We start from the raw sequence: 24,747 nt of genomic DNA on the forward strand, positions 1-24,747 counted from the left end.
CGCGCCGCGGGCCCGCCTACGGCTGTCGCCGCCCGCCCAGCACGCCGGCGGCCAGGCGTGCGGCCAAGGCGTCCTCACGAAGGGTCCAGTCGGCCGGGGGGAGGCCGGCGAGGGCGGCGCGCAGCCGTTCCTCGGTGATCTCGGGTCCCCGGTCGCCGGCGATGCGCTGTACGTGTCCCAGCAGCACCGTCCGGTCGGGCATGCCGCCGTGCGGCTGGGAGATGGGGGCGAGGACCGCCGCGATACGGCGCGCGACCTCGTCGCCCACCTCGTGGTCGGGGCGGTGCCGCCACTCCTCGCCCAGCGCGCCGCGGACCGCGCCCACCAGCGTGTCGTCCGGCGGATCCGTGTCCCACCGCAGGTCCCGCAACCGGTCGTGGACCAGGTACCGGAGGAGTACCGGCACGTCGGCCTCGCGCGCGGCGCTCCCGTCGACGTGCGCGGGCGCGTGCTCCGCGTCGAGAGAGCCGAGAGCCTCGGGCGTGCCGGTGGAGCTCGCGGGTCTCCCGTTCCCCTCGGCCACCGGATGCGGGTGAGCGGCCGCCCTCGCGGGCTGTTCCGCCCGCGCGGCCCCGTCCGCCGGCCGGTCGGGCACCGCGTGGTCCGCGCGGGAACCCGCCGGGGACGACGTGTCCCGCCCGCCGGGCTCGGCCGGTGCCCGCGAGGCGGTTTCGAGAGCCGCGTGGACGGCACGCAGCCGGTCGAGCAGCTCCCGGTGGCGGTCCTGCCCGGGCGCCCTCTCCTCGGCCGCCGTGAACAGGCGGAGGGCGCGCCGCTGACGCTCCAGCACGGTCTCGGTGTCGTTCCCGATCAGGATCCGTGCGGCGCCTTGGTCCTGGTGGTACGCCGCCGTGGCGTCCCCCACCGCCCTGCCGCGTTCCTTGACCAGGGCCTCCGCGAGCGCGTCGAACCGCTCCACGAGGTCCGGCGCCGCGCCGCCTTCCGTGCGATCGCCGAGGGCGTCCCGACCGGCCTCGGCCGACGGCTGGTGGGGCTCCGCCTCGTCCCGCCGCGTCTCCTGCGGGCGCGAGGAGGGCCCGGCCGACGCGGGATCCTGCTCGGAGTCACCGGCACGGGCGGTGGCAGATGCACCACCGGCCGTACGTTGCGATTGCCGGCTCCATGCCGGTACAGGTGCCGGCGCGGCCGCCGGCAGCAAGGTCGCCCACTGGGAGTTTTCCGAGAGCCACTCGAACGGCTGCCCGTTCGGGGTGAACGAGATCATGGCCCAGACGTCCTGGGGCAGTTGCACCTGTACCCAGCCCCTGTTGCCGCCCTCCCAGGAGTCGAGCGTCATCATCCTGATCTGAGTCCTCAGGTCGCCCCGGGAGCCCAGGAACTGGAAAACACCCCGCCACAGCAGATCCTTGTCCGGGTGCCGCGACTTCTGGATGGCCTCGTTCAACCCGGTGACGTGCAGGTTGCCGTTCCGGTTGTACAGGCTCCGGACCGCGGAGTGCACGAGATTCTTCGCGAAAGCCAGTGTGCGGTCCCTCGGCCACTGCTCGACGACGCCTTCGGACGACGGCGCTGTCCGCCAGGTGTTCTCGGAGTGCACCGTGATGTGCGCGGCGGAAGGAGGCAGGGTGTGGGAATACCCCAGTTCACCGAACAGGCCGCTGAAACTGCTGGGCCCCGTCCTGAGCATGACGGAGTGGCGGTGCAGGTTCATGTCGATCGCGCGGGCGTTGATGGCCGGCAGGTAAGGCTCGTACAGCTGCCCCTGGGTCCGGGAGTAGTTGTACTCGTACATGTCCTCGATCATCGTCAGGATCGGGTGGCCGGCCGACGCGAGGACGACTCCGTTCGCGATGTTGACCTGACCGGTTCGCGGATTGCGTTCGGCGTAGATCGCGTAGGTTTCCTGGCGGATTCCCTGGCCGATGGCGCGCAGGTCCGCCAGGCTGTCGATCACCTGGTCGCCGTCGTTGTACAGGCCGCCGAACTCCTTGACGACCGCCACCCGCAGCAGGTCGCTCGCGGCGGCCCAGCCCGGCCCGGTCTGCTTCGCGAGCTCGGTCCGGAACGCGTCGTTGAGCCGCATCGGGCGATTCCTGTTGAACACCTCGTCGACGTTCACGAGGCGGATACCGGAGTCCTGCGCCCATCTGACGAGGTCCCCGACCCTGGCGGCCCGCGTGCCGGCGGGCGCCCCCTGCCCCACTCCTGCCAGGACGTCCCGGATCTCCGCACGCGGTACGTCGGTCCACAGCACGAAGGTCGCCTCGTTGCCGAAGCGGCGTGCGTCGCCGTAGAACCGCTCCCAGAACTGTGGGGCGTCGGCCGGGTTGAGCGCACCGCCCAGCCAGATGGCGTGGACCAGCCGGGGCATCTCCAGTGTGTCGGAGGCCAGCAGCTCACGGCGCCGGGCAGAGGGACCGAAGTGCCACTCCCGGCCGGCCAACCGGCGGGAGTAACTGAACTGCCCCTGTGTCACGCCCCATCCGAGCGGGTCCATGCCCTGGCCGGGCGTCCGCGCGAGCATGTTCACCCGCCGCAGGAACTCCACCTTCAGGTCGGCGGACAGCCGCGAGTAGTCGTACGGGATGCCCTGCGGGTTCCTCAGTACGGCCGGAACGGCGGGCGCCTGCCGCAGACCGAACAGGTCGGGCCCCAGGGCTCCGTGCTCCTGGAACGGGCCCGCCGCGGGAAGGACCGCCACCCGGCCCAGATCGGCGACGAGGTCACCGGCGCTCCGGTACCCCGCCGCACCGCCGTCACGCCGGGCGGGACCGGCCACCGGCCCGGGGGTCCCCGCCCGGCTCGCCGACCGATGGCCCGAGGCACCGTACGGTGTGGACGGCCCGGACCGGCGCTGCGACCCGCCCTCGTCATTGCGCCGCGAGGCGGGCGAGCTCCCGGCCAGTCCGACGCTCTCGCCGCGGTTGGCGATGGTGCGGGCGATCCGTTCGCCGATGTGGCGCACGGGCTGGTGCAGCAGTTGGGCGGACGTGTACGTGCTGCGGTACGTGAGCACGGTGTCGAGATCGGTGGCTCCGCCGGGCCACTTCAGCCTCCGCAGCTCGGCGTTGGTCGCGTCGAGGAGCAGCTGGTCCGGGTCCGGGGTGGGAGGCTCGACCGGCGCCGGCCCAGCGAAGAGGTGGCCGAGGTCCGCCACGAGTGCGGCCGCGAGCCGGCCGTCGGTGACCGGCAGCATCCCGGTCAGGCCGTCGGGTACGTGGACGCGCAGCTCCCGCCCCCCGGGGCCCCGCATGACGACGTCGACACCGAAGCGGTAGTAGGCGTACGACCGGGTGCCGGCGCGGTTGTGCTCCACCGTTTCCGAGACGCCGCCGGCGATCCCGTTGCCCCGCTCCCGGCCGGCTTCGAGGATCTCGCGCCCCATCAGCGCGACCGCGCCGCCCCCGCTGCCCCCGCCTTCGGGAATGAGGCCCGCATACCTGCCCGCGTCCCGCTCGGCGCCCACGTGTTCGGTCCTGCCGCCCGGCTGGTAGCGCCGGGCCTTGAAGGGCACGTCCTGGCCGTCGGGGTGCAGCCGCTGTGCGGAGGTCAGCTCGAAGCCGACGGTGACCGTCCGGCCGGCGACGTCGACCTGGTAGTCGTGGGCGAGGAGGCGGGAGATCCGGGCGCGGATCGCGGAATGGGCGGTCTCCTGGTGGTAGCGGAGTCCGTGCCGGGTGAGGAGGCCGACGGCCGGAACGTCACGGGTACCGGCGGCTTCCAGGTCGGGCTGTTTCCGGCTCGGTGTGCCGGCCACCTTGGCCCACTCGCGCACCGCCCGGGCGGCCGGCACGTCCCACGGGTGGAGTTCCGCCAGGAGGTCCGCGATCCGGCGCGGCTCCGGTCCGGGCCGGGCCGTCGTGCCGTCGGGGCCGCTCCAGCGCGGGGTTCCGACCGGCACCCGGGCGAGCGGAGATCCGGCGGCGGGCACGTCCGTGGCGACCGTCAGATGGGACGGGACCAGCAGCCGTACCTCGCCGCCGAGCGGGGTGCCGTCGCTGCTGTGCTGCCAGCTCCACGGCTGGTGGCGGTACCAGGCGTTCTCCACCAGGTGCCGGGCGCCGAACGGGCGGGCGATCAGTGCGGTGGCACCCGCCAGTGTCCGGCCGACGGAGCCCAGGACCTCCGGCAGCTGCGTGGTGACACCCATCCGCACCCGGAAGCCGAGCCGGTGGGTGAACTCCTCCGAGGAGTCCCGGGTGTCGGCCCGGTAGATGTCGACGTCCTTGTGCACGACCGTGACCGTGCGGATGTCCCGGCCGACCAGCCCGGCGGTGACGCCCAGCGCGCCGTGGGCCTGCCGGTCGTTCTCCGGGACCCGCTCGCCCCCGCGCGCCTCGGCCTCCACGCCGAAGCCGTGGGAGGTGCCCCGGCCGCGGACGTTCGTCTCGTCGGTGACGGACTCGCCGCGCAGGGTGAGCCTGACCCCGTCGCGGTGGCGGTGCGCGTGGGCGGCCGCCATGTCCGTCACCTCGACGTTCACCCACAGGTAGTGGCTGGTGCCGGCGAAGCCCGAGAGCGCGGAGGATTCCGCGGCGTCGACGGGGAACCACCGCCGTACGCCGCCGTCGGTGAGCGCGGCCCACTGCGTGGTGAGCGACTCGGAGCGGAACGCCGCCTGGAGGGACCGCCACAGCGGAGTCCCCCTGTCGGCCGCGCCGGCCCGCAGGACGCCCCGGCCGGCGAGGCGCTCGACTAGGTAGGGCAGGACGGAGTCCGCGTCGAGCAGCTCCGGATGGGACGCGGCGGGCAGGAGCCGGCCGCCCAGGTAGCCCCGGGTGACCTCGCCGGTAGGGCCGCTCCCGGCGACGGCCGGGCCGGCGGCCGGGGGGTGCGGTGCGGGAGCCGGTTCGGGAAGGGGTGTGGGGCCTGCCTCGGGCAGGATGTCCTCGACCCTGCGCGTCGGGGCCAGCAGCTCCATGCCGTCGGTGACCCGCAGATGGCGCGTCACCGACTGCGGGTCCCGGCCCGGCTTCCACCGGGTCACCGTCACCTCGTAGGCGGCGTCCGCCCGGAAGGCGACCGAGTCGGCGTAGGTCGCCCGGGTGACCTCGATCGCGCCCCTGTCCCGCTCGCGCGCCCGGCTGTAGGGCTGCCAGCCGATCTCCGCGTGCGCGGACGCGACGACCCGCCCACCGGGGCGGTGGGCGTCGAGGTGCTCCTCGCCGTGTGCGTCGGCGAGTTCCGCGTCGTTGCCGAGGTCGGAGCCGAATCGGATCTGTGGCCCGAGCCCGGCCTGGAAGGTCAGCGACACTCCCAGGTTCCGCCGCTCGGAGCGGCGGGCGACCGCCTGGGCGTACTGCTCGATCTCGGTGGGGCCGGCACCGGCCGCCTCGGGAGCGCGGCGCGGCCGGTAGCCGCGCAGCCGCAGCTTCATGGTCGAGTGCCAGCCGTTCACGTCCGGCAGCCGCACGACCCGGCCCGTCGCTTCGACGAGCTGGCCGAAGTACGCCGCCAGGTCGCCGGGCCGGGTCGCCGCCGACAGGGCCTCGGGCAGCAGCGTTTCCCGTCCGGGGCGGCTTCGCGGCAGCCCGTGCACCCGGGAGAACAGGTCGGCGGCCAGGGCTTCGAGGGCGGGGCTGTACGGGAACGCCGGGTACAGGCCCGCGGATCCCCGGCCGAAGTCGAACCGGGCCTCGCGCTCGCCGGGCCAGCCCCTGGAGAACGCGACCTTCCCGGCGTCCAGCAGGTCCTCGGGGGCGGGATGCTCCCGCGGGGCGTGTTCCTGCGGCACCACGATCTGCGCCAGCAGCCCCGGCTCGTCGATCCACCAGCGCGACGCCTCCCGCGGCCGGTTCTCGGGTACGAGGGACAACTCGTAGACGACGTCGTAGCGGTGCTCGTCGACGTCGTTGACGTTCTCCATGCGCCGGTAGCTCTTGGCGACGTCCGTGAAACCCTCGGCACGGCCCGTGTCGGCACGCAGCCGGAAGCGCAGGCCGCCGAGTTGCAGCCGGGCCGCGGAGCTGACCTTGAACCGCACGGCCGCACCGAGGCCGCCGGAGACGGTGCGGGTGGTGTCGACGTGCGCGGCCAGCGTCTCGCCGACGGCCGCCCGGTTGTTGACGGTCATCGGATAGGACACCGTGCCCCGGTGATCGAGCAGATGGGCCCGGACGGAAAGCCTCAGCCGGCGGTCGCCGGCGTGGATCGTGTGCGCCACCCCGGCCAGCAGATTGTGCAGTTCGCCCTCCAGCGCCGGCTGGCCGAAGTACGACGACAGCTGCCGGTCGACCAGTGCCCAGGAGACACCGCGGTCCCGGCCGGCCAGGTCCCGCAGCGCCGACCGGAAGTGCTCCTCGACCAGCGCGGCACCGGGCAGGGCGGCGGCGACGGCGTAGCCGATGCCGTGCCGCCGCGCCAGGGCGGGCGGTTCGGCGGCCGGCAGGGCCCTGGCCCGGCGGACCTGTTCCTCGGCCGGGGTGTCCAGACGTGCGGGGCGGACCTCGGTGCGGCGGGGGGCGATCCCCGCCTCCCGCAGCAGCGCCCGCACATGCGGCTGCGCGGCGACCGGGCCGCGCTCCACGACGGGTCCCGCGTCCCGTACGGCGGGGCTGTGCACCCCGCCGAGGACGTGCTCCTCGAACTCCCGGGCGCCCGCGCCGTCGCGCCAGGGCACGCTGATGTCCGCGTCGGTGAGCGCGTCGACCGTGCCCAGCCGCGGGTGGCTGCGGCTCGTCCACTCGACGTTGACCCGCACCCGGGCCCGGTACCGGGCCTGCATCGTGTCGGTGTTGAGGATGGCGTGGGAGAGGGGCTGCGAGGTGAGCGTATGGCTCCACTTCCGGCCCGTGCCGAGGCCGAGTCCCGCCAGCGGCGCGAAGGCGCGGACCCGTTCGGACAGGGTCGGCACGTTCAGTCCGCTGACGTTGGCGAGCACGCTGTAGCTGATCGCGCTCTTGCCGCCGTGCCCGTCGAGCCGGGAGAGGCCGACTCCGAGGTCCTGCCGGGTCCTGGACGGGGCGAACCCGATCAGCTGGAGGCCGACGATGTCGGTACGGAGCCGGAAATGGCCGTCGAAGCCGTGCAGGCCGGGCAGGTCCAGGCCCCTCACGATGGGGTTGCTCGGGTCGCCGCTGGTGAACGACCACCGGCTGCGGTCGAGCAGTGTGGACTCGTTCAGCAGCTTGGTGGCCTCGCGGACCACCTCCGCGGTGACCCGGGGGTTCAGCTCCTGCGCGCGCAGCGCCTGCTGCAGCGCGGCGACGACGGGCGCGGTGTCGAGGGCGTTGACCACCTCGCCGGCCGGCCTGGGGCGTGGGCCGCGGGCGGCCTGCGGGCCGTTCGTCGTCGCCGTCGCGTCCGCCGTGGTCGCGACGGGTTCCCCGCCCGGCGCGACCACGGGTTCGTCGGGCTGTGAGTAGGCGTCCGGGAACTCCACGGTCATGGCCCGGGGTACGGAGTACGGGTGCTCGGGGTCGCTCCGCTGCCCGTCGGCGAAGATCTCGACCCGGAGATCCGCGTCGAACGCGTTGACGTCCGCCACGAACACCTTGCGCCCGCTGACGACGTCCTGCTTGACCTTGGTGTTCGTGATCCGTTCCGCCTGGCCGGTGATCACCGGCGTCCCCACGAACGCCGAGGCCACCGCCGTCTTGAGGTTCAGGGCGGCGAACAGCAGCGTGTCCGCGGCCCGGGTGGTCGCGCGGGTCTCGGCGTTCTGGACGGAGGTGGCGGCGTACCGCACCTCGTAGTCGCGGACCGCGTCGGCCGCCGCCGGTGCCTCGGACGCCCTGAAGTTGTGCAGCACCGGCCGCAGCCACACCACCCGCCCGTCCAGCGGCACCATCCGTCCGCCGGCCAGCAGGGAGTGCCACGCGGCGGGCCCCTCCGCGGTGAGCAGTTCGGCGATGTGCGGTTCGACGGCCCGGGCGAGTTCCCGGTCGGCGAGCCGCGCCGCGATCTCGCGGGCATGGCCGTTCGCCTCGTCGCGTGACCAGCCGACGGCATCCCGGAGGGTGTGCACTCCGAGCATGCCGTGGGCGGTGTACCAGGGGGGCCGGACGGTCTGCTCGATGACGTCGCCGTCCGTGGTCTGCGCACCGGCGGGGTCCTCGCGAGAGCTCGTGGCAGCCGGTGCCGTCACGCTGGTCTCGAAAGCCGTGTGGAGGGCGTTCAGCCGGTCGAGGAGCTCCCGGTGACGCGCCTCCCCGGGCTCCCGCTCCTCGGCCGCCGTGAGCAGCCGCAGAGCCCGCCGCTGACGCGCGAGCACGGTCTCGATGCCGTTCCCGATCAGGACCCGTGCGTCGCGCCGGTCGTGGCGGTTCGCCGCCACGGCCTCCCGTATCGCACTGCCACGCTCCCTCACCAGGGCCTCCACGAGCGCGTCGAAGCGGTCCGCGAGGTCCGGCGACGTGTCGGCCTCCGCGAGGGCGCCGAGGGTCTCGGGGCCTGCCTCGGCCGGCGGATCCTGGTGCGCCGGTTCTTCCTGGCGCGCCTTCTGTGCGCGGGGGGAAGGGCCTGCCGACGCGGGATCCTGCTCGAAGTCCGGGCCACGACCGGTGGCCGGTGCACCGCCGGCCAGGCCGGGCTGCCACAGCCTCGCCCGGTAGGAGTACTCGGCGAGCCACACGTCCGGCGGTGCCTGCGCGTACTGGATCGTGGCGGCGATGTCCGGGGGCAGTACCACCGGTTCCCAGCGACTGGTGTTGTCGTCCCAGGACGTGGGGGTCACGGTTCTGACCCGGCTCGCCAGGTCGTTCCGGGACTGCAGGAACTGGAAGACGCTCCGCCACAGCAGATCCCGGTCGGGGTGCCCCGATTTCCGGATCGCCTTGTCCAGTTGGGTGAGGTGCAGGTCGCCGTCGCGGTTGTACAGGCCCCGGACCGCGGTGTGGACGAGGCTCTTGGCAAGAGCCCGGGTGCGGTCCTTCGGCCAGTTCTCGGCGACGCTCACGGGGGGCACGGCCGCCCGCCAGCTGCCCTCGAAACTCATCGTGATGTGCTGGACGGAGGGAACCCGGACGGTGTTGACATAGCCGAGATCGACGAACAGGTCGGTGAAGGTGTTGGGCCCCGTCCGGAACATGACGGAATAGCGATGTGTGCTCATGTCGACCCGGCCGGCCTGAATGGCGTTGCTGAAGGGCTGGTACAGCTGCCGCTGGGTCTTCTCGTAGTTCCGCAGGTGGGTGTCCTCCAGCATCGTCAGGACCGGATGGCCGGCCGGCGCGAGCAGGACCCCGTTCGCGATGTCGTAGTTCTGGGTCTGCGGAACGAACTGGGAGTAGACCGCGTAGGTGTCGGGGCGATTCCCCTGGCCGATGTCGTGCAGGTCGGCCAGGCTGTCGATCACATGGTCGCCGTCGCTGTAGAGGCCGCCGAACTCCTTGACGACCGCCACCCGCAGCAGATCGCTCGCGGCGGCCCAGCCCGGCCCGGTCCGCTTCGCCAGCTCGGTGCGGAACGCGTCGTTGAGCCGCATCGGACGGTTGTCGTTGAACACCTCGTCGACGTTGAGGAGACGAATGCCGGCGCGTCCCGCCCACTGGACGAGGTCGAAGACCTTGGCGGCCCGGGTGCCGGCGGGCCCCCGGTGCCCCGCCAGGGCGTTTCCGATCTCCGCACGCGGTACGTCGGTCCACAGCACGAAGGTCGCCTCGTTGCCGAAACGCCTCGCGTCGTTGCCGTACCGCTCCCAGAACCGCGGGGCGTCGGCTGTGTTGAGCGGACCGCCCAGCCAGATGGCGTGCACCAGCCGGGGCATCTCCAGCGTGGTGAACGGCAGCGGATCGACGCGTCGGCGCGCGGAACCGGAGTGCCACTGCGTGGTGAACAGCGCGCGGGAGTGGCTGAACCGGCGCTGCGGTACTTGCCATCCCCGTGGGTCCATGACCTGGTTCGAGCTCTGCGCGGCCATGTCCACGCGCCGCAGGAACTCCACCTTCGCGTCGGCGGACAGCCCCGAGTAGTCGTACGGGACACCCGCCTGGTCGCGCAGCACGGCCGGAACGCCGGGCGCTCGCCGCAGACCGAACAGGTCGGGGCCCAGGGGCCCGGGCGGCAGGAACTGGGGCACGGTGACGGGAACCAGCGCCCGTTGCAGATCGGCGGTGAGCTCCTCGGCGCTCTGGTAGACCGCGGCCGCCCCGCCATGGCTCTGGGAGGGACCGGCCACCGGCCCGGGGGCGCCGCCGCGCGTCGCCGATCGCTGGCCCGCGGAACTGTACGGTGTGGACGGCCCGGGCCGCCGCTCGTCGTTCCGCCGTGAGGCGGGCGAACCCGCGAACAGACCGGCCCTGGCGCCGTCGTCGCCCGGGACCTCGCCGGTCACCCGCTGAGGTGTCTTCGCACCGGGATCGGCTGCCTTGCGCTGCTCGGCAATGCCGCGGGCGACTCGATCGGCCGCTTCGGGTCCGCCGTCGCGCAGGGCCTCGGCGACGCGCTTGGCGGCCGCGCGGTGTTCCGCACGTGCGGCCTTCTCGCCGGGCAGGTTGCCGATCACCGGGGGGAAGGGCGCGTGTTGTTGGAGGATCCCGCTGGCCGGTGTCAGATAGGCGGTCAGGTCGTCCGCGCCCGTCCCTCCCCGATCACTTACGACTTCGGTGAGGTGGGCTTCCTGCGCGGCGCGCGGGGTGGACGGGATACCCGGCCGCGGCCCGTCGAGACCCACGCGCGACGGACCGGCGGTGGACGTGTGCCCCGCGACCGGACGGTCACCGACGGCGGCTGAGTGCGCCGGCGGCCAGGCTCCGAGCACACCGCCGTAGGGCCCGCGGAGACGGGTTGATCTGCTCGGCGGCCGGGGTACGGCCGACTGCGTCATGGCACCCGTCTGTGCTCCGTATGCCGGTGGGACCGCGACAGGGCGGCCGACCGGTGGCAGTCCACGACGTCCACGAGCGTCGTTGTACAAGCGGAGCGAGGTCCGTGCGAGGTCGTCGACGTTGGCCGTGAGGTCCGCCGTCGTCGCGTCCCGTGCTCCGTGGGACCGCAGTTCGAGCCGCGCCACGGACGGCTGGATCAGCGGAGCGCCGCCATGACGGTTGTGGTCGAGTTCGGTGAAGTCGCTTCTGATCCCCATGACCTCGCGCTGCCGCAGAGTGCGCGCGGGGTTGGCGAGCAACGCGTTGTCGAGGTAGTCGCCGATCCGGGCATGGACTCTCTCCGTGTCACGGGCCCAGCGCAGGGGCAGGAGACTGTCGAGAACACGACCACCTTCGAACGAGGTGGTGGCACGAGCGTGACTGCTGAATGTCGCCTGGAAGGACTGACGCAGATAACCGGCATCCGCCTGTAGGAACCCCCGAACCGGCTCGCTGAGTTCCGCACGCATCCCGGCGAGTGATTCGCGTGACGACACGATACTGAAGTTCTTCAGAAGAGATTGCCGGGTCAGAGCGTACTGGGCCACGGCGGCCACCTGTGTATAGGTGAGCGCAAGGAAACCTTCGATCTCCCGTACGTCGTCACCGTGGCCGTAACGGGCGAAGTGCGACGCCGTCGCCCTCCACTGCCGGAACCGCTCGGCGCCCTGGCGCCCGAATTCCAGGGCGTCGTCGGCATGCCGCCGCGCCGCCTGGTTGACGAAGGAGTCCTGTCGGACATGGCTGCCGGCGTGCCTGATGAACTCGGCGAGACCGCCGATGGGCACCCCGACCGTGTAGTGCAGGAAGAGACGCTCCGCTCCCCCTCCCCCAGATCTGCGCCGAACGGGGAATTCAGCGGCCAGAGGGTCGACGCTGTAACCGGCGCGCTCAGGAAAGATGCTTCCCAGCGGCTGGTTGGAACGCGCCTGGCCCAGCCGCCGCATGACGTCGGCGAACTCCGCCATGACCTGCCGCCTGTCGGCACGGCCGTCGGACGATCCCCCGTCGAGCACGCGCGCCGGCTTGCTCACCACCTCCAGGACGACGCCATTGGCGGAGTCGAAGGTGATCGTCAGATTCGGCGACTCAACAGCAACAGGGTAATTTCCCTCGCTGTCCCCCGGCGGAATACTTACCAGATAGTCATGCAGCTCGGCTTCAAAACCCAGAGCTCCCGCATACCCCTCGACGGCGGGCGGCACATGCACCGGTGCCGCCTGCACGGGAACCGGCGGCGCAGCAGCACTCGCCTGCCCTGAACTGTTCCGGCCGGGCGCGCCACCGTACGGAAGCCGGCTGGGCCCCGGCGCCGCGGCGAAAGCCTGCCCGGTATTGTTTTCGGCCCCTGTCGCGGACGACTTCTTCTTTTTCCAGAGCCGGAATCCTGGGGCTCCGCCGGGAACCGCGCCAGGACTCGTACGACGCGATCCGAAGTACCGCTCGAAATCCTCGTCCGTCATCTCCCTGCGCCGGACCTGAGGCGGCTCGGACGACATCTTCACAAGGGACTTGTCGGCCGAGACGCCGGCAGGGTCGAACAGCGCCGTCGCCTCGCGGTGTGCGCCTGTCACACCCCTCAGCCAGGCCGTGATGTCGGCAGCCGGCTTCGGGGTTTCTGCGAAGGGCCTCTCCAGGCCCTTGCCCTCCGCGTGCGGGTCGGTGCCGACGAGGGTGCCGGTCTCGCCGGTCGTGTCCTCGTCGAGGAGCGTGCCGTCGTCACGGGCCGCCGCGGAGAGCCTGTCGGAACCGTCGCCGCCGATGCCGTCGAGGGCCGCGGCGAGCCGGGAGGTCAGTTCCTCCACGGGCACGTGCAGGTGCCGGCCACCGGTGGCCGGATCGTCGGCGAGCTTGATCAGGGCGCCGCGGCCGGGGCGTACGAAGTCCACGGAGAGGCCGGTCGTATGTCCTGCCGCCAGGGTGTCGACCAGGGGGCCGATACCGGCGGTCACGGAATCGCGGACGCGGGCGAGGAGGGCGTCGCGGGCCGGGGGGAGCTGCCGGGTGACGTCCGGGACTTCCACCTTGAGGTGCACGTGGACGGCCGGAGTGCCGTCGTGGGTGACGGTGTGGTCGATCAGGAAGGGGTGGTCGGTGACCGGCGCGAGCGACTGCCGCTCGAACGTCTGCCAGCCCACCGGGACCACCGGCGGGCCACTGAGTGACGACGCGTCCGCCGGCTCGGACGTGAACGGGTGCAGCAGGCCCGTGTGGAGGCCGATCAGACGGGCGTAGTGCTCGGGTTCGGCGTTCTGCGGCCACGTGGACAGGTCCGTAGACAGGTCCGTGGCCCGGTCCGTGGACAGGTCCGTGGCCCCGTCGTCGTGGCCGGCCAGGCCGACCGTCAGGTGCGGGCTCTGGTCCGGCTGCACCTGCTGCACGGTGATGCGCAGGCGTCCCCCGTGGGAGTACAGGCCCGGGCCGTGGAACAGGCGGCTCACGCCCGTGCGGGTCCGCTCCAGGACGCCGGCCGCAGCGGTGTCGGCCGTGGTCTCGGCGAAGGCGACCTTGACGGTCAGTCGGGTCAGCTCGGTACCGTCCCGGCCTTCGACGCGCCTGGCGTCGAACCGGGGGCCGGAGTGCAAGGGCTCGCTGGGACGGACCTCGCTCCGCAGCGCCGGGGATGCTTGTACGGGTGGTGCGTCGGCGGGTTCGGTCCGCTCGGGGCGCTCCGCGAGCGTCTGCTGCTGGAGTTGCCCGTCGGCGGCCGGATCGGGGGTCCGCTCCGGTGTGCTGTGCCGCTGCTCGTCGCGCACCGGGGAGTCCGCGGACCGGGTCGGTTCGGGCAGCCGCTCCTGAACCCGGTCGGCTGCGGTGGTCCCGGAGTCGTCCGCCGGGTGATCGGCACGGGGGCCGTCGGCCGGGGTCGCCGGGTCCGGGGCGGGGTCGGCCGGGCGGGGCGCCGGGGTGGGCGGCGCGTCCGGTTCGCGGGGGGCGAGGGGGGCTGTCGCGTGGGCGGTCAGGGTCTCGGCGAAGAGGTTCTCGTGGCGGGCCTCGTGGGCCAGCCAGGCGGTGATGTCGTGTGCGACCGGCGACCAGGCCTCGTCGTACGCGGTGACGGTCCTCTCGCGGAACTTCTTGCCGAGCGCGTCGACGGTGGTGTCCCGGACCGTGTGCCGGTGGCTGAACCTGCTGTCGGGGTGGCCGACGAGGGTGTGGAAGTCCCGGCCCGCCTCGGACAGGACGTGCTCCAGGTCCGCCTCGTGCGTGAACCTGTCCGGGAGGGTGGCCCGCAGCCTGGGCAGGGCGTCGGCGAAGGGGCGGGGGTTCGGGGTCCGGGCGGCCTCGCCGGGGGCGGGGCTGCGGAAGTCGGGGTGGGCGAGGTGGCCGAACCAGTGGTCCTCGACGGCCTGTTCCGCGACCTTCGTCCACTCCTCGTGGACCCGCTCGCGCTGGGACTCGCCGAGGGGGGTGAGGGTATGGGTACGACGGAAGTCGGCGTCCGCCTGCGCGAAGGCGCGCTCCGCTTCGGCCATCCGGTGGTGGCGGTACTCGGCGTACGCCACCCGGGCCGCGAGGGCCTCCTTCGTGGTCGCCTGCTCGACGTGCGCCTCCCAGGCCGCTGCACGCTCCCCCGCCTGCCCGTCGGCCCCGGCATGGAGACGCGCGAACGCCGACCGCAGGTCCGCCCGGAAAGACCGGCGGGCCCAGTCCCGCGCCTCCTGCGGCGCGTGCTCGCCCCGCAGGTCCTCCTCCGGCGCGGCCAGTTCGCGGTCCATGACCTGGAGGGCATGGCCGACCGACCGCTCCCGGTCGCTCAGCTCCCGCAACCGCCGGTCCAGATCCGCGCGCAGTTCCCGCACACTGTCCGCGGCGAACGGATCGGCCGCCCGGCCGCGAGCCGCGGCGGACTCACCGCCGGTCTGCGGGCCCGTCCGCTCCCCGCCGGACGCGGTCCCGTCGGACGCGGTCCCGCCGGACGCGGTCCCGCCGGACGCGGTCCCGCCGGACGCGCTCCTGCCGGACGCGGTCCCGTCGGACGCGGTCCTGCCGAGCGCGGTGCGCACCGTCTCGGTGATCCCGTGCCGGATCCGTTCGGCGAACACGGCGTCCACGGCCCGGACGTGGTCGACCATGGCCCGCAACCGGACGTCGGCCAGCGTGGCGGGCACGTCGTCCGGTGCCGGGTCCCGCAGCCGGTCGGCGAGCGAGGCGGGGCGACGGTGCAGCAGACCGGCCACATCCTCTCCGCCCTCGGGGAGATACCGTCCGCCGAACACGTCGAGCCGGCGGAAGTCCGCCAGCGCCCCGTCGAACTCCCCCGCGAACAGATCCAGGGCGCGTTGCCGGGTCGCGATCCGCTCGACGTGCAGCGGCAGTTGCTCACGCAGCGCGTCATGCACCGCCTGCCACCGCGCCTCGGGCACCACACCGCCGTCCGCCTCCGCCGCGAGCAGCAGATAGGCGTCGTGCACCTGCTCCCGGTAGGACTCCTCGACCACCGTGCGCGCCGTACCGGACGTCTCCGGACGCGCGCTCTCCAAATGGCGGCCACCGAAGAGGTCCTCGGCGGTGAAACGCTCGACGGCCCGGCCCACCTCGCCGGGCAGGTCCCCCGAGACCCGCTCGAACCCGGCCTCCAGGTCGAGCCGGATGTTCAGCTCACGGTCACGCCGCTCCAGGAATCCACGCCACTGTGCGCCGCGTGCCACAGTGCGGGCGGGGTCGCCCGCCGGCACCGCCGGGGTCCCGTCCGCGGCCGCGTGGGCGGTGGCCCGGTCGTGGTCCTGGGGCGTCAATCTGGTGGTGAAGCCGGGCAGTTCGCCGGATACGGCGCCGGTCGGCCGGTTCGCGGGACCCACCGCGTCCGTGATCGGCCTGCCCGGGACGGGCGGAGTGCCTCCCGGGTCGGGGGGCGGGGTGGTGGCCGTCGTCTCGTCGCGGGAGCTGTGCGCGGTGCGCAGATCCGCCTGGAGGCGTGCGGTCAGGTCGGCGCGCCGGGTGTGCCAGGAAGCGGTGGCTCCGTCCAGCGCGCCGGCGCCCGGGGAGACACCCGCCGTAGGGGCGGCCCTGCCCGGTTCCGGGCTCGTCGCGGTGCGGGACGCGGCGGTGTCCGTGACGGGGGAACGGCCGGGGACGGCGGTGTCGAACAGGGCGGCCACGCGCGTGCGATGGGCGTCGATGTGGCGCTGGGCGAGGTCGGCCGGAAGACCGCCGGTCTCCCTCGTGACGGTCCGGGCTTCGGCGACGGCGTCACCGACCGCCGCGTCGCGGGCGGCCGCCCTGGCCACGTGATACTGCGCCTCGCGGAGGTCCGTTCCGCGGGGATTCGCCTCGCCCGCGGGAGGTGACGGGGTGAGGGCGTCCGGGCGCTCGGCATGCCGCTGGGCGCCGGTCAGGGACACCGCGGCCGCGGCCTCCTTGACCGGGCCGATCTCCAGAGGGTGTTCGCGCAGCCTGAAGGTGTCGGTGAAGTGGGAGCCGAGGGTGGGCAGGATCTGGTGCCACGATCCCCCGGTCGGATTCTGGACCGCTGCCACGGCGGCGCGTGCGGCCTGTTCACGGCCGAGCTGGCCGTCCACCCGGGCCGGCAGCTCGGCCACCCGCGTCGCGATCCGCTCCTGCCACACGGCCTCGGGACGACGCTCCGTAGCCACCGGGCCGGATCCGGCATTCGGAGTGGATGCCGGGTTCTGGGTCGATGCCGTGTTCGGGGTCGATGCCACATGCGGGTCGGATGCCGTGTGCGGGTCGGATGCCGCATGCAGGCCGGTCTCGAGCGCGCCGGTCCCCGTCTCGGCGCCCGGCCCCGCTTCCGTGACGGCCGTGACAGGCCGCGCCTCGTCCACGACCCGGTCCGGCGCCGCAGTCGTGCGCTCCGGCCCACCGACGGTGGAGTGCGCGCCGGAGGTCGGGTGTTCCGCCGTGGCGCCCGGGACCGCCCCGGCCGTTGCGGTCCCGGTCTCCGTATGGGTGACCGCGCCGGTCGTACCGCCGGTCGTGCCGCTGCTGGTGGGGACCGTGTCCGCGGTGGGCCGGAGCGCGTCGGCCGATGCTGGCGCTGGTGCGGTGCGGTCGTCGACGCTCAGGCGGCCGAAGACGTCGTCGTGGTCGGCCCGCGTCTGCGCCGACCACTCCTGCCGCAGGGCCTCCCGCCCGGCCGGCGACAGGACGCCTTCGGCTCCCGCGCCGTGTCCGGCGGTGGGTACGGCGCCGTCGAAGGCACGTACGGCGGCGATCTGCCGCATGTCGGCGGCCGCCGCGCGGTCCAGCAGCCCGTGCACGACCGCCGGATCACCGAGTCCGAACGCGGTCTCGGTGTGCGTGAGGGCATGCCCGGCGGACCCTTCGCGCACGGTGAGCGGCGCCCCCTCCAGCGCCGTACGCGCGTCCGAGGTCAATGCCTGCCATGCGGCCCGGTGCACGCGTACGGCGGCTCCCGGCTCGGTCAGCAGGTGCTCCCGCGCACCGGCGTCGGGGAGAGCACGGGCCCAGGTCGTGAAGCGCGTGTCGAAAGGCTCCCGCGCCTGCGCGACGACCCGCTCCGTCACCGCCCCGCGGCTCAGTGCGGAGGTACCGGCCGACACCGGCACACCGGCACCGGCGCCCGCGGCGAAGGCCGCTGCCCCGGCGGGCGTTTCGGTGACCACGCGAGCCGGGCCGGCCGTGTCGGCCGTGGCGGTGCCCGGGGTGTCGCCGGTACTGCCGGACGCGGCGACGGGCTCGGCGGTCCCGGCGGTCTCCCACTGCCCGCGCAGCCAGGCACCGTCGGTGGCCTGCTCCGGAGTCGGCACCCCGAAGCCGTCCCCCGCCCCGTCGCCGAACGCGCCCGGACCGGCCAGGTCGCCCGTCCCCGACAGATCGGGGAGGTCGAAGTGGCCCGGGAGTTTCAGGTCGCCCGCGTTCTCGCCCTTGCGCCCCCCGTAGAGCCCGCCCACCGCTCCGGAGAGGGCGGCCAGCCCGGCGGCGAGGCCGTTGCCCTCGAACCCGTTGATGGCGTCCGTCGTCAGGGTCGTGGCCACCCCGGTCGCCGCGCCCACGGTCAGCTGTCCCGCCAGCGACGCCGCGAACTTCGGCGCGACCAGTTGCCCGACCTCGCTGAAGACGCCGGCGAACGCGCCCCCGATCGCCCCGCCCTCCGCCGCCTGGAGCGTGCTGCGCAGATCCCAGTGCGTGCGGTCGCCCTTCAGGAACTGCACGACCTGCACCGCCGCGTCCGAGCCCACCATGAACGCGGTACCGATCGCCGCGTTCCGCAAGGCGGCCAGCAGGATCTGCCGGCAGATCGCCTGCACGCCCTTCACGATCGCGGCCGCCGCCTCCGGCAGGCCCCACGCGAACAGCTCGGTCAGCGCGTACGCCAGCCAGATGATCTGCAGCAGCAGCGAGTACTTCGCGTACTCCATCTGCACGGCGGATTCACGGGCCAGTTCGCCCAGGCCCTGGGCCGACGACGCCACGTTCGGCAGCACCGTCGCCATCTGCTGCGTGAACTGCTCGTACTCGTCGTGCAGTTGGCCGCCGACCGCGGCGAGCACGCCCGCCGTCGCCGGGTCCACCACGCCCACCAGCCGCGTCAGATGCTGCGTGGCGGCGTCCACCGCGTCGCCCAGCGCGTGCAGCCGGTCCTCGTCCCCCTTCGGGAAGTCCTGACCCACCGCGAGCTTGGCCACCCAGTCCAGCTCGGGCGGAATCATCAGACTCATACGTGCGGCCCGGATCCCGACGGCGGGCGGTGCTCCGTCGTACCGCTGGCACGCCGCAGTGCGTCGGCCGCCTCGGTGTTGGTGTCCTCCAGCTTCCCGAGATTCACGTGCATGGCGTCGGTGCCGGCCCTGAGGTCCAGACTCAGGCCGTGCGCCCCTCGTACGACATCGGTGATCCCGCGGAGGGCGGGAAGGAACTGTGCCGCGAACTGGTTTCCGAAGGCATCGAGACCCCAGATCCCGGGATCCGTCGACAGGTTCTCGAAATTCCCGGCGACCTCGTCCAGGTCGTTCGTGAATCCGTCGAAATACGGCAGCTGTTTGCCCATCTCGTCGGTGTCCGCACCGAATCGCTCACCCATACCGAATCACTCTCCACTCAGCGAACCCGCCCGCACGAAGGCGATATGACGTTCCGTCACCTGTCAGGAGTCGTTCTTCCGGCTCTCGAAGAGGCCGTGCTTCAGGAAGTCCCGAACGGCTTCCTGCGGCTCCGGTTCGGCGGGCAGCAGTTCCCCGATGTCCGCGGTGCCGGACAGCAGCGCCGAGGGGGACAGGCCCAGCGGCACATGGTCGAAGATCATGGAGTCGACCTCGGTGAGCGCCGCGGCCCGTGCCTCGGCGATGGTGGTCCTGAGGACATCGGCCAGCTCCTTGGGCGTCATCCGCCGGAACGCGCCGGTCGGGAAGTCGATGTCGGTCACCTCACCGCGGGCGCTGACGGTGACCTTCACGACCCGTCGCGGTGCCGTCGCGGTGCCGGTGACCTCGTTGATACGGCGCCGGACCGAGTCGGCCTCGTCCCGCCGCTTGCGGTAGTCCGCCAGCAACTGCTCGATCTCCTGCTCGTACCCGGACAACGCCCGTCCTCCGTCCTGCGCCGTACCCGGCCGTCCCCGGCCGTCGTCAAGGGCGCCGCCCGTCGCGGCCGTACCCGGATCCAGTCAGCACCAGCCCGCGCCCCGACTTCCAGCCCGTCCCGGCCGGTCGTCCCGTTCGTACTCCCGGATGTGTCCGTACGGCCTTGTCGTGCCGACGCTCGGACATCACAGGAAGCCGTTGTCGGTGTCGTCGGGCTCTCCCCAGGCGCCGTGGTCCTGTACCAGCAGGTCGGCGGCGCTGACCGCGGCCGGCTTCCGCTCGCCGTCCTCGCCCTCCTCGTCGTCGTCCTGTTCGTCGAGTTCCGGGTCGTAGGGAACGTCGGCGCACATCAGGCCGCTCGCGGACAGGCCGAACCCGTCCGGCGTTCCCGTCCCGGAAGGCTGCTGACGGCTGGGCTGCCACGTGACCAGGCCGGACGGCGCCGGCTCGCCGGATCGCGCGCCCGTTACGCCCGTCCACGTCTCCTCGTCCTCCCGGGAGAACCGAGCGGCCGGCCCGTCGCCCTCCTCCTCGGCCGCCGTGCTCAGCAACAGCGGGACGAAGGAGCCGTCCGTACGGTCCCACGCGGCGAAGTCCTCTTCGGCCTCCGCAGCCGCCCCGGGCCCTTCGGGGCCGGGCGCCGCGGGTTCCCGCTCCGGCGGGGCCTCCTCACGTGTCCGGCCGGCGAGGCCGCCGATCACGGCCGCGGCGACCAGGGCGGCCTCGCCCAGCAGCGCCGCCTCACGGTACGGCGGTTCCTGCGCGTCGAGCGGGGATTCGCCCGTCGCCGTGTCGGCCCACTCGGCTTCCGCCGCCGGCAGCCGCGCGGTCCGCGGCTCCGGCTCCGCGCCCCGTCGGCCGTCCGTACCCGCGGCGGCCGCGACGGGCGTTCCGGGGACGCCCACCGGCAGACCGGACGGCATGGCCGCACCGCCGTCCGCGTGAGCCCCCATGGCCAGAGCGGCCCCACCCGGCGCGACCGCCCCGCCGACCCCCTCGGCGGAACCCGCCGGCACATTTCCCGTCTCCTCCCACGGGCTGCTGCTGCCGTCGAGAAGCCCGGAGGAATCGCTCGGCTCCGAGGCCCCGGAGGCAGCCCCCGCCGCCCCGGGCGCACCCATACCCGGCGGCAGGAACGGCATCCCCGTGCCCACCCCCTGCCCGGCAGCACCCGTCACGGGCTCCTCGGGGAAGCCGGTCGCGCCGCCCGGCAGTTCGCCGGCGGCAGGCGTCGACGTCGGCAGATCCAGACGGCCCGCACCCGGAAGAGCCGCCGTGTCCACGGTGGGCACATCGACAGGATCCGTATCCGCCGAACCCGTCCACGGCTCCGCGACATTGTCGAGAAGACCGGAGGAATCGCTCGGCTCCGAAGCCCCGGAGGCAGCCCCCGCCGCCCCGGGCGCACCCATACCCGGCGGCAGGAACGGCATCCCCGCACCCTGCCCGGCAGCACCCGACGCCGTCTCCGCCCCGCCGGGGAAACCGCTCACGCCGCCCGGCACCCCGGCCCCGTCCGGAACCCCCACACCCGTCCCGCCCGGGAACGCCGCCGGAGTCGACGTCGGCAGATCCAGACGGCCCGCACCCGGAAGCGCCGCCGTGTCCACGGTGGGCACATCGACAGGATCCGTATCCGTCGAACCCGTCCACGGCTCCGCGACATTGTCGAGAAGACCGGAGGAGTCACTCGGCTCCGGGAGCCCGGAGGCGGCCCCGGCCCCGCCGGGCGCACCCATGCCCGGCGGCAGGAACGGCATCCCCGTGCCCGACCCCTGCCCGGCAGCGCCCGACGCCGTCTCCGGGACCGCCACGTCGGTCGCCCCCGGGAACGCCGTCGGTGTGGACGTGGGCAGGTTCAGGCTGCCGTCGGCCGTGGGACCGGGTGACTCCAGGCCGAGGTCGCCGGGGAACGCCGAGGGCGTGTCGGCCGTCGATGGGGTGTCCAGCGCGCCGGTACCGGGGAGGCCGGCGCCGGTGTCCGCGAGGCCGGTGTCGCCGGGGAAGCCGGTGGGCAGGTCGTCGTCGGTGAACGCGGAACCGCTGTTCGCGAGGCCGGGGTTGGGCAGCGAGGTGTCCCCCGTACCGGTGGCACCGGAGAACCCTGGCAGTGGCAGCGCGGTCGCCGTCGGCAGCCCGAAGCCGCTGGTGCCCGCCCCGGTGCCGGTGTCCGCGATGAGCCCCGTGCCCGTGTCGCCCGGGAAGGCGGACACATCGCCGGGCAGACCGTCGACACCTGTCCCCGTACCGGTGTCGCCCGGGAAGGCGGAGACGTCACCGGGCAGACCGTCGACACCGAGCCCCGTACCCGTATCACCCGGGAAAGCGGAGACATCGCCAGGCAGACCGTCGACACCGAGCCCCGTACCCGTATCACCCGGGAAAGCGGAGACGTCACCAGGCAGACCGTCGACACCGGCCCCCGTACCGGTGTCGCCGGGGAAGGCGGACGGTGTCGCCAGGAGGTTGTCCGGCGACAGACCGTCGGTGCCGAGGGCCCCGGTGCCGCCGGGATCGAGGGAACCCGAGAAGGGCGTGGGAGTGCCGTCGGTGCCGAGTCCCGTGGCCGCGTCCGTGCTGAACGCCGGGGCGCCGTCCGGAGTCCCCAGGTCCGGCGTGCCGGTGTCGAGGCCCGTGCCGGTTCCGGTACCGGTGTCGGGGAGGCCGTCCGGCGACAAGGGGTCGGGCTGCGGCAGGCCGTCCGTGGGGGACGTGTTGTTGCCGGGACTGACGATGGGCGAGGGCGACTTGATGCTGTCGATCGTGACCCGGTAGTTGCCGGCAAGGCTCTTGAGCACCTTGCGCATGTCGTTGGTCATCATCTCGACAAGCTGCGGTTTCTTGCTGATCGGGATGAGACCGTTGCTCATCGGCTGAACGCCCATCTGCCGCGCCTGGTTGGCGTACCAGACGTCGATCTCCTGGATCAGGTGCTGCGCGTTGGCCAGGTTCACCGCGTTGTCGGCCACCTGCTGCGGGACGTTGTCGGCGCCGGTGGAGCCGCCGGCCAGCGCCTCGGCATTGGCCTGCACCTGCTTGGAGAAGCCGTCGATCATCCCGGCGAACGCGTCGGCGGCGGCGCCCTGCCACGGGCCGTTGTCCCCTGCCAGGGCCTTGGCCTGGGCGGTCAGCGACTGGGCGACGGTGGCGAGCACGCCCTGCACCTCGGCCAGGATGTCGGCCGCGTCCCGCAGCGACTGCGGGGAGGCCACCCCGGATGCGTGGTCCTCGTTGGCCTGGCTGTGGACGCCTGCCGACATACCGACGATGGCGGCCTGGATCTGCTTCCAGTCCCAGGTGTCGTAGTCCGACGTCGAGCCGGGGGTGCTGCCGCTGTCCCCGTAGACGGCGCCGTCGCTGCCCTGGGTGAATCCGCCGCCGTTGTACTTGTCGTTGTTGTCGGGCATGGCGTTCCTGTCCTGTCAGGCCCTGCCGTGGGCGGGTGGGGAGGACCCGCCCACGGGTGGGTCAGCTCCCCTTGCTGCTGTCGGGGCTGTCCGGATCGCTGTCGGACGTTCCGGACGACGTGGAGCTGGGAGTGCCCGATCCGCCGTTGTCCTTGGACAGCGCGTCGAAGTCGGCCTGCGCCGGCTGCATGGCCTTCGTCAGATCGCTCACGTCGACGAGGGAGGCGTCATGGACCTTGCCGTACTGGCCGGCGACATCCCTGACGCCCTTGGCGACGTCCGTGAGGCCTTCGGTGAGGTCGTGCAGGACGGCCATCAGCTTCTTCTTCAGCCCGTCGTCCCCGTTGGGTCCGTTCAGGTCCTTGCGGATCACGTTGGCGTCGTAGAAGGCGCCGGCGCGCACATCGATGCCGTCGAGACGGTCGAGGGCCCTGCGGACCGGGTCGACCAACTGCTCCATGTTGGAGGCGAAGACCTCCATCGGCGCTGTGTCGACCTGGGTCTTGCTCCCGCTCCCGCTGCCGGAGGGCACCGGCGGCGGCTGGAACTTCCCGGCGTCGGGGTTCACGGTGCCGTGTCCGGCATCGATGTGGGTCGGCCCGGCGTACGGGTCGGGTGTGGTCTTGACCGGAGGCGCGGTGGGCGACCTGTGCCCCGGGTTGGCGGGATCCACGCTCAGTTCCCCCAGATCTGCACGCCCCGGCGCTCTCCGTCGCTGTAGTAGCCGTTGATGTTGCCGAGCGTGGAGGTGGCCTGTCCGGCCAGCCGGGCCATCTCGGCCGCGGCGGCGTCCCACTGCGCCTTGACCTCGGTGTAGACGCTGCGGGCGTCGCTGGTCCACTCGCTCAGCGAGCTCTGCGCCTGGCTCTCCAGCTCGGAGAGGGTCTGGGTGATGCGCTGGGTGATGGCGTTCATCTCACCCACGATGGTGTCCACCTGCGGCATGTCGACGCTGTACGTAGGCATGGTGGTGTGCTCCTTTCCGGGATCCCTTGCGCGTCAGATCGTGAAGTTCGGCAGCCCGTTGCCGACGGCGTTGCGCACCGACGTGGCACTGTCCGTGGTGGTGCTGTGCACGTTGTCGTACAGGCTGGTGTTCGCCACCAGCTGGTCCAGCATCTTCTGCAGGGCGGTGTTGACCTTGCCGAAGTCGGCCAGCCATTCCTGCATCGCCTGGTGGAAGATGTTCGACGCGTCGCCCTGCCAGCTGCCGAGCAGACCCGAGATCTGACCGTCCATCTGGCTGTAGGCACCGGTCGTGTGCTCCAGAGCGTCCTGGAAGGCGCCCCGGGCGGTGATCATTCCCTGAATATCGACCTGGGTGGAGGCCATGCCTCCTCCTTTCGGTACGTCGTCGCGGCGAACGCGCACGCGTACGCACCCACCGGCTGATCCGTCTCCCCATCGTGGGCAGGCTCCGGCGGCCGGAGGCCGCCGAACCACGCGGGCTGCCCGGCTGCCTGGAAAATGTGCCTGTCCGTGCCCGCGCGCCGGCGGCGGCTGTACCGGTTTACGCGGAAGCGTGAGGGACGGCCGTGGGCCGGGGGTCGGGGGCGGTGGGCCGGTGGTCGGCCGCCGCCGTGAGGCGGGGCAGCAGCCGGGCGAGCGCTCCCCCGTCGGCCGTCTCGGCGAGCAGCCGGGCCTGGTCGGTGCGGACCCGGCGGGCGGCGCGCCGGTGCAGGTCCTCGCCGCGCGGGGTGAGGTGGAGCAGGACGCGGCGGCGGTCGTGCGGATCGGGGCGGCGGTACACCAGGGTGTCGGCGACCATGCGGTCGACGAGCTTGGTCAGGCTGGGCGCCGGCATCAGCGCGTGCTCGGCGATCTCGGACATCGGATGCCCCTGGCCGTCCCCGACGATCGACAGCACGCGCCACTCCTCGACCGTGCAGTCCTCCTCGGCCAGTACCGCGGCCAGCCGTTGCACGACGCGTCGCTCGGCGTGGCTGAGGAGGTGGGCGAGGTCCGGCGAGGAGGGTACGGACGGCATTGCCGGTGTCCTTCCGGTAGGTCTAGTGTGCGCGCAGAATACGAGCCTCCGCGAGGGCGCCGGGGCCCGGGACCGGAATC

8 protein-coding genes are annotated in these 24,747 nt (G+C 73.1%); all 8 read right to left on the reverse strand.

The window, feature by feature from the left end:
- Positions 1 to 16: 16 nt before the first annotated feature.
- The 8 genes from ACFWXC_RS15515 to ACFWXC_RS15550 all read right to left on the reverse strand — a co-directional run bounded on the left by ACFWXC_RS15515 (position 17) and on the right by ACFWXC_RS15550 (position 24,667).
- Positions 17 to 18,412: a hypothetical protein gene (locus ACFWXC_RS15515; protein WP_384478839.1), complete on the reverse strand. Its 18,396-nt coding sequence runs from the start codon at positions 18,410 to 18,412 to the stop codon at positions 17 to 19.
- Positions 18,409 to 18,774, reverse strand: coding sequence for a hypothetical protein (locus ACFWXC_RS15520; protein WP_384478840.1), 366 nt, complete (start codon positions 18,772 to 18,774; stop codon positions 18,409 to 18,411). The genes ACFWXC_RS15515 and ACFWXC_RS15520 overlap by 4 nt, the downstream gene beginning before the upstream one ends.
- A 63-nt stretch (positions 18,775 to 18,837) precedes the next feature.
- Positions 18,838 to 19,272: a YbaB/EbfC family nucleoid-associated protein gene (locus ACFWXC_RS15525; protein ID WP_384478842.1), complete on the reverse strand. Its 435-nt coding sequence runs from the start codon at positions 19,270 to 19,272 to the stop codon at positions 18,838 to 18,840.
- A 186-nt stretch (positions 19,273 to 19,458) separates the two neighbouring features.
- On the reverse strand, positions 19,459 to 22,680 hold the full coding sequence (locus ACFWXC_RS15530) for a hypothetical protein (RefSeq protein ID WP_384478844.1): 3,222 nt from the start codon (positions 22,678 to 22,680) through the stop codon (positions 19,459 to 19,461).
- 61 nt (positions 22,681 to 22,741) lie between these two features.
- Positions 22,742 to 23,353 (reverse strand): hypothetical protein, encoded by a 612-nt coding sequence (locus tag ACFWXC_RS15535; RefSeq protein ID WP_384478845.1) that lies wholly within the window; start codon positions 23,351 to 23,353, stop codon positions 22,742 to 22,744.
- Positions 23,354 to 23,355: 2 nt separating this feature from the next.
- Positions 23,356 to 23,646 carry a WXG100 family type VII secretion target gene (locus ACFWXC_RS15540; protein WP_384478846.1) on the reverse strand — a complete coding sequence of 97 codons (291 nt, stop codon included), beginning with the start codon at positions 23,644 to 23,646 and terminating at the stop codon, positions 23,356 to 23,358.
- Between the two features lie 33 nt (positions 23,647 to 23,679).
- A complete protein-coding gene (locus ACFWXC_RS15545; RefSeq protein WP_384478848.1) occupies positions 23,680 to 24,012 on the reverse strand; it encodes a WXG100 family type VII secretion target in 333 nt (110 codons plus the stop codon).
- Between the two features lie 178 nt (positions 24,013 to 24,190).
- Entirely contained in the window at positions 24,191 to 24,667 is a 477-nt protein-coding gene (locus ACFWXC_RS15550; protein WP_384478850.1) for a MarR family winged helix-turn-helix transcriptional regulator, read from the reverse strand.
- Positions 24,668 to 24,747: the final 80 nt, after the last annotated feature.

Source organism: Streptomyces sp. NPDC058683 (assembly GCF_042716195.1).
Lineage (GTDB): Bacteria > Actinomycetota > Actinomycetes > Streptomycetales > Streptomycetaceae > Streptomyces.

What these genes read in the sequence shown, in the direction of transcription:
- ACFWXC_RS15520 (WP_384478840.1), bottom strand. Translation starts at nt 18,774, where the DNA reads ATGGGTGAGCGATTCGGTGCGGACACCGACGAGATGGGCAAACAGCTG.
- ACFWXC_RS15545 (WP_384478848.1), bottom strand. Translation starts at nt 24,012, where the DNA reads ATGGCCTCCACCCAGGTCGATATTCAGGGAATGATCACCGCCCGGGGC.
- ACFWXC_RS15515 (WP_384478839.1), bottom strand. Translation starts at nt 18,412, where the DNA reads ATGAGTCTGATGATTCCGCCCGAGCTGGACTGGGTGGCCAAGCTCGCG.
- ACFWXC_RS15540 (WP_384478846.1), bottom strand. Translation starts at nt 23,646, where the DNA reads ATGCCTACGTACAGCGTCGACATGCCGCAGGTGGACACCATCGTGGGT.
- ACFWXC_RS15530 (WP_384478844.1), bottom strand. Translation starts at nt 22,680, where the DNA reads ATGCCCGACAACAACGACAAGTACAACGGCGGCGGATTCACCCAGGGC.
- ACFWXC_RS15550 (WP_384478850.1), bottom strand. Translation starts at nt 24,667, where the DNA reads ATGCCGTCCGTACCCTCCTCGCCGGACCTCGCCCACCTCCTCAGCCAC.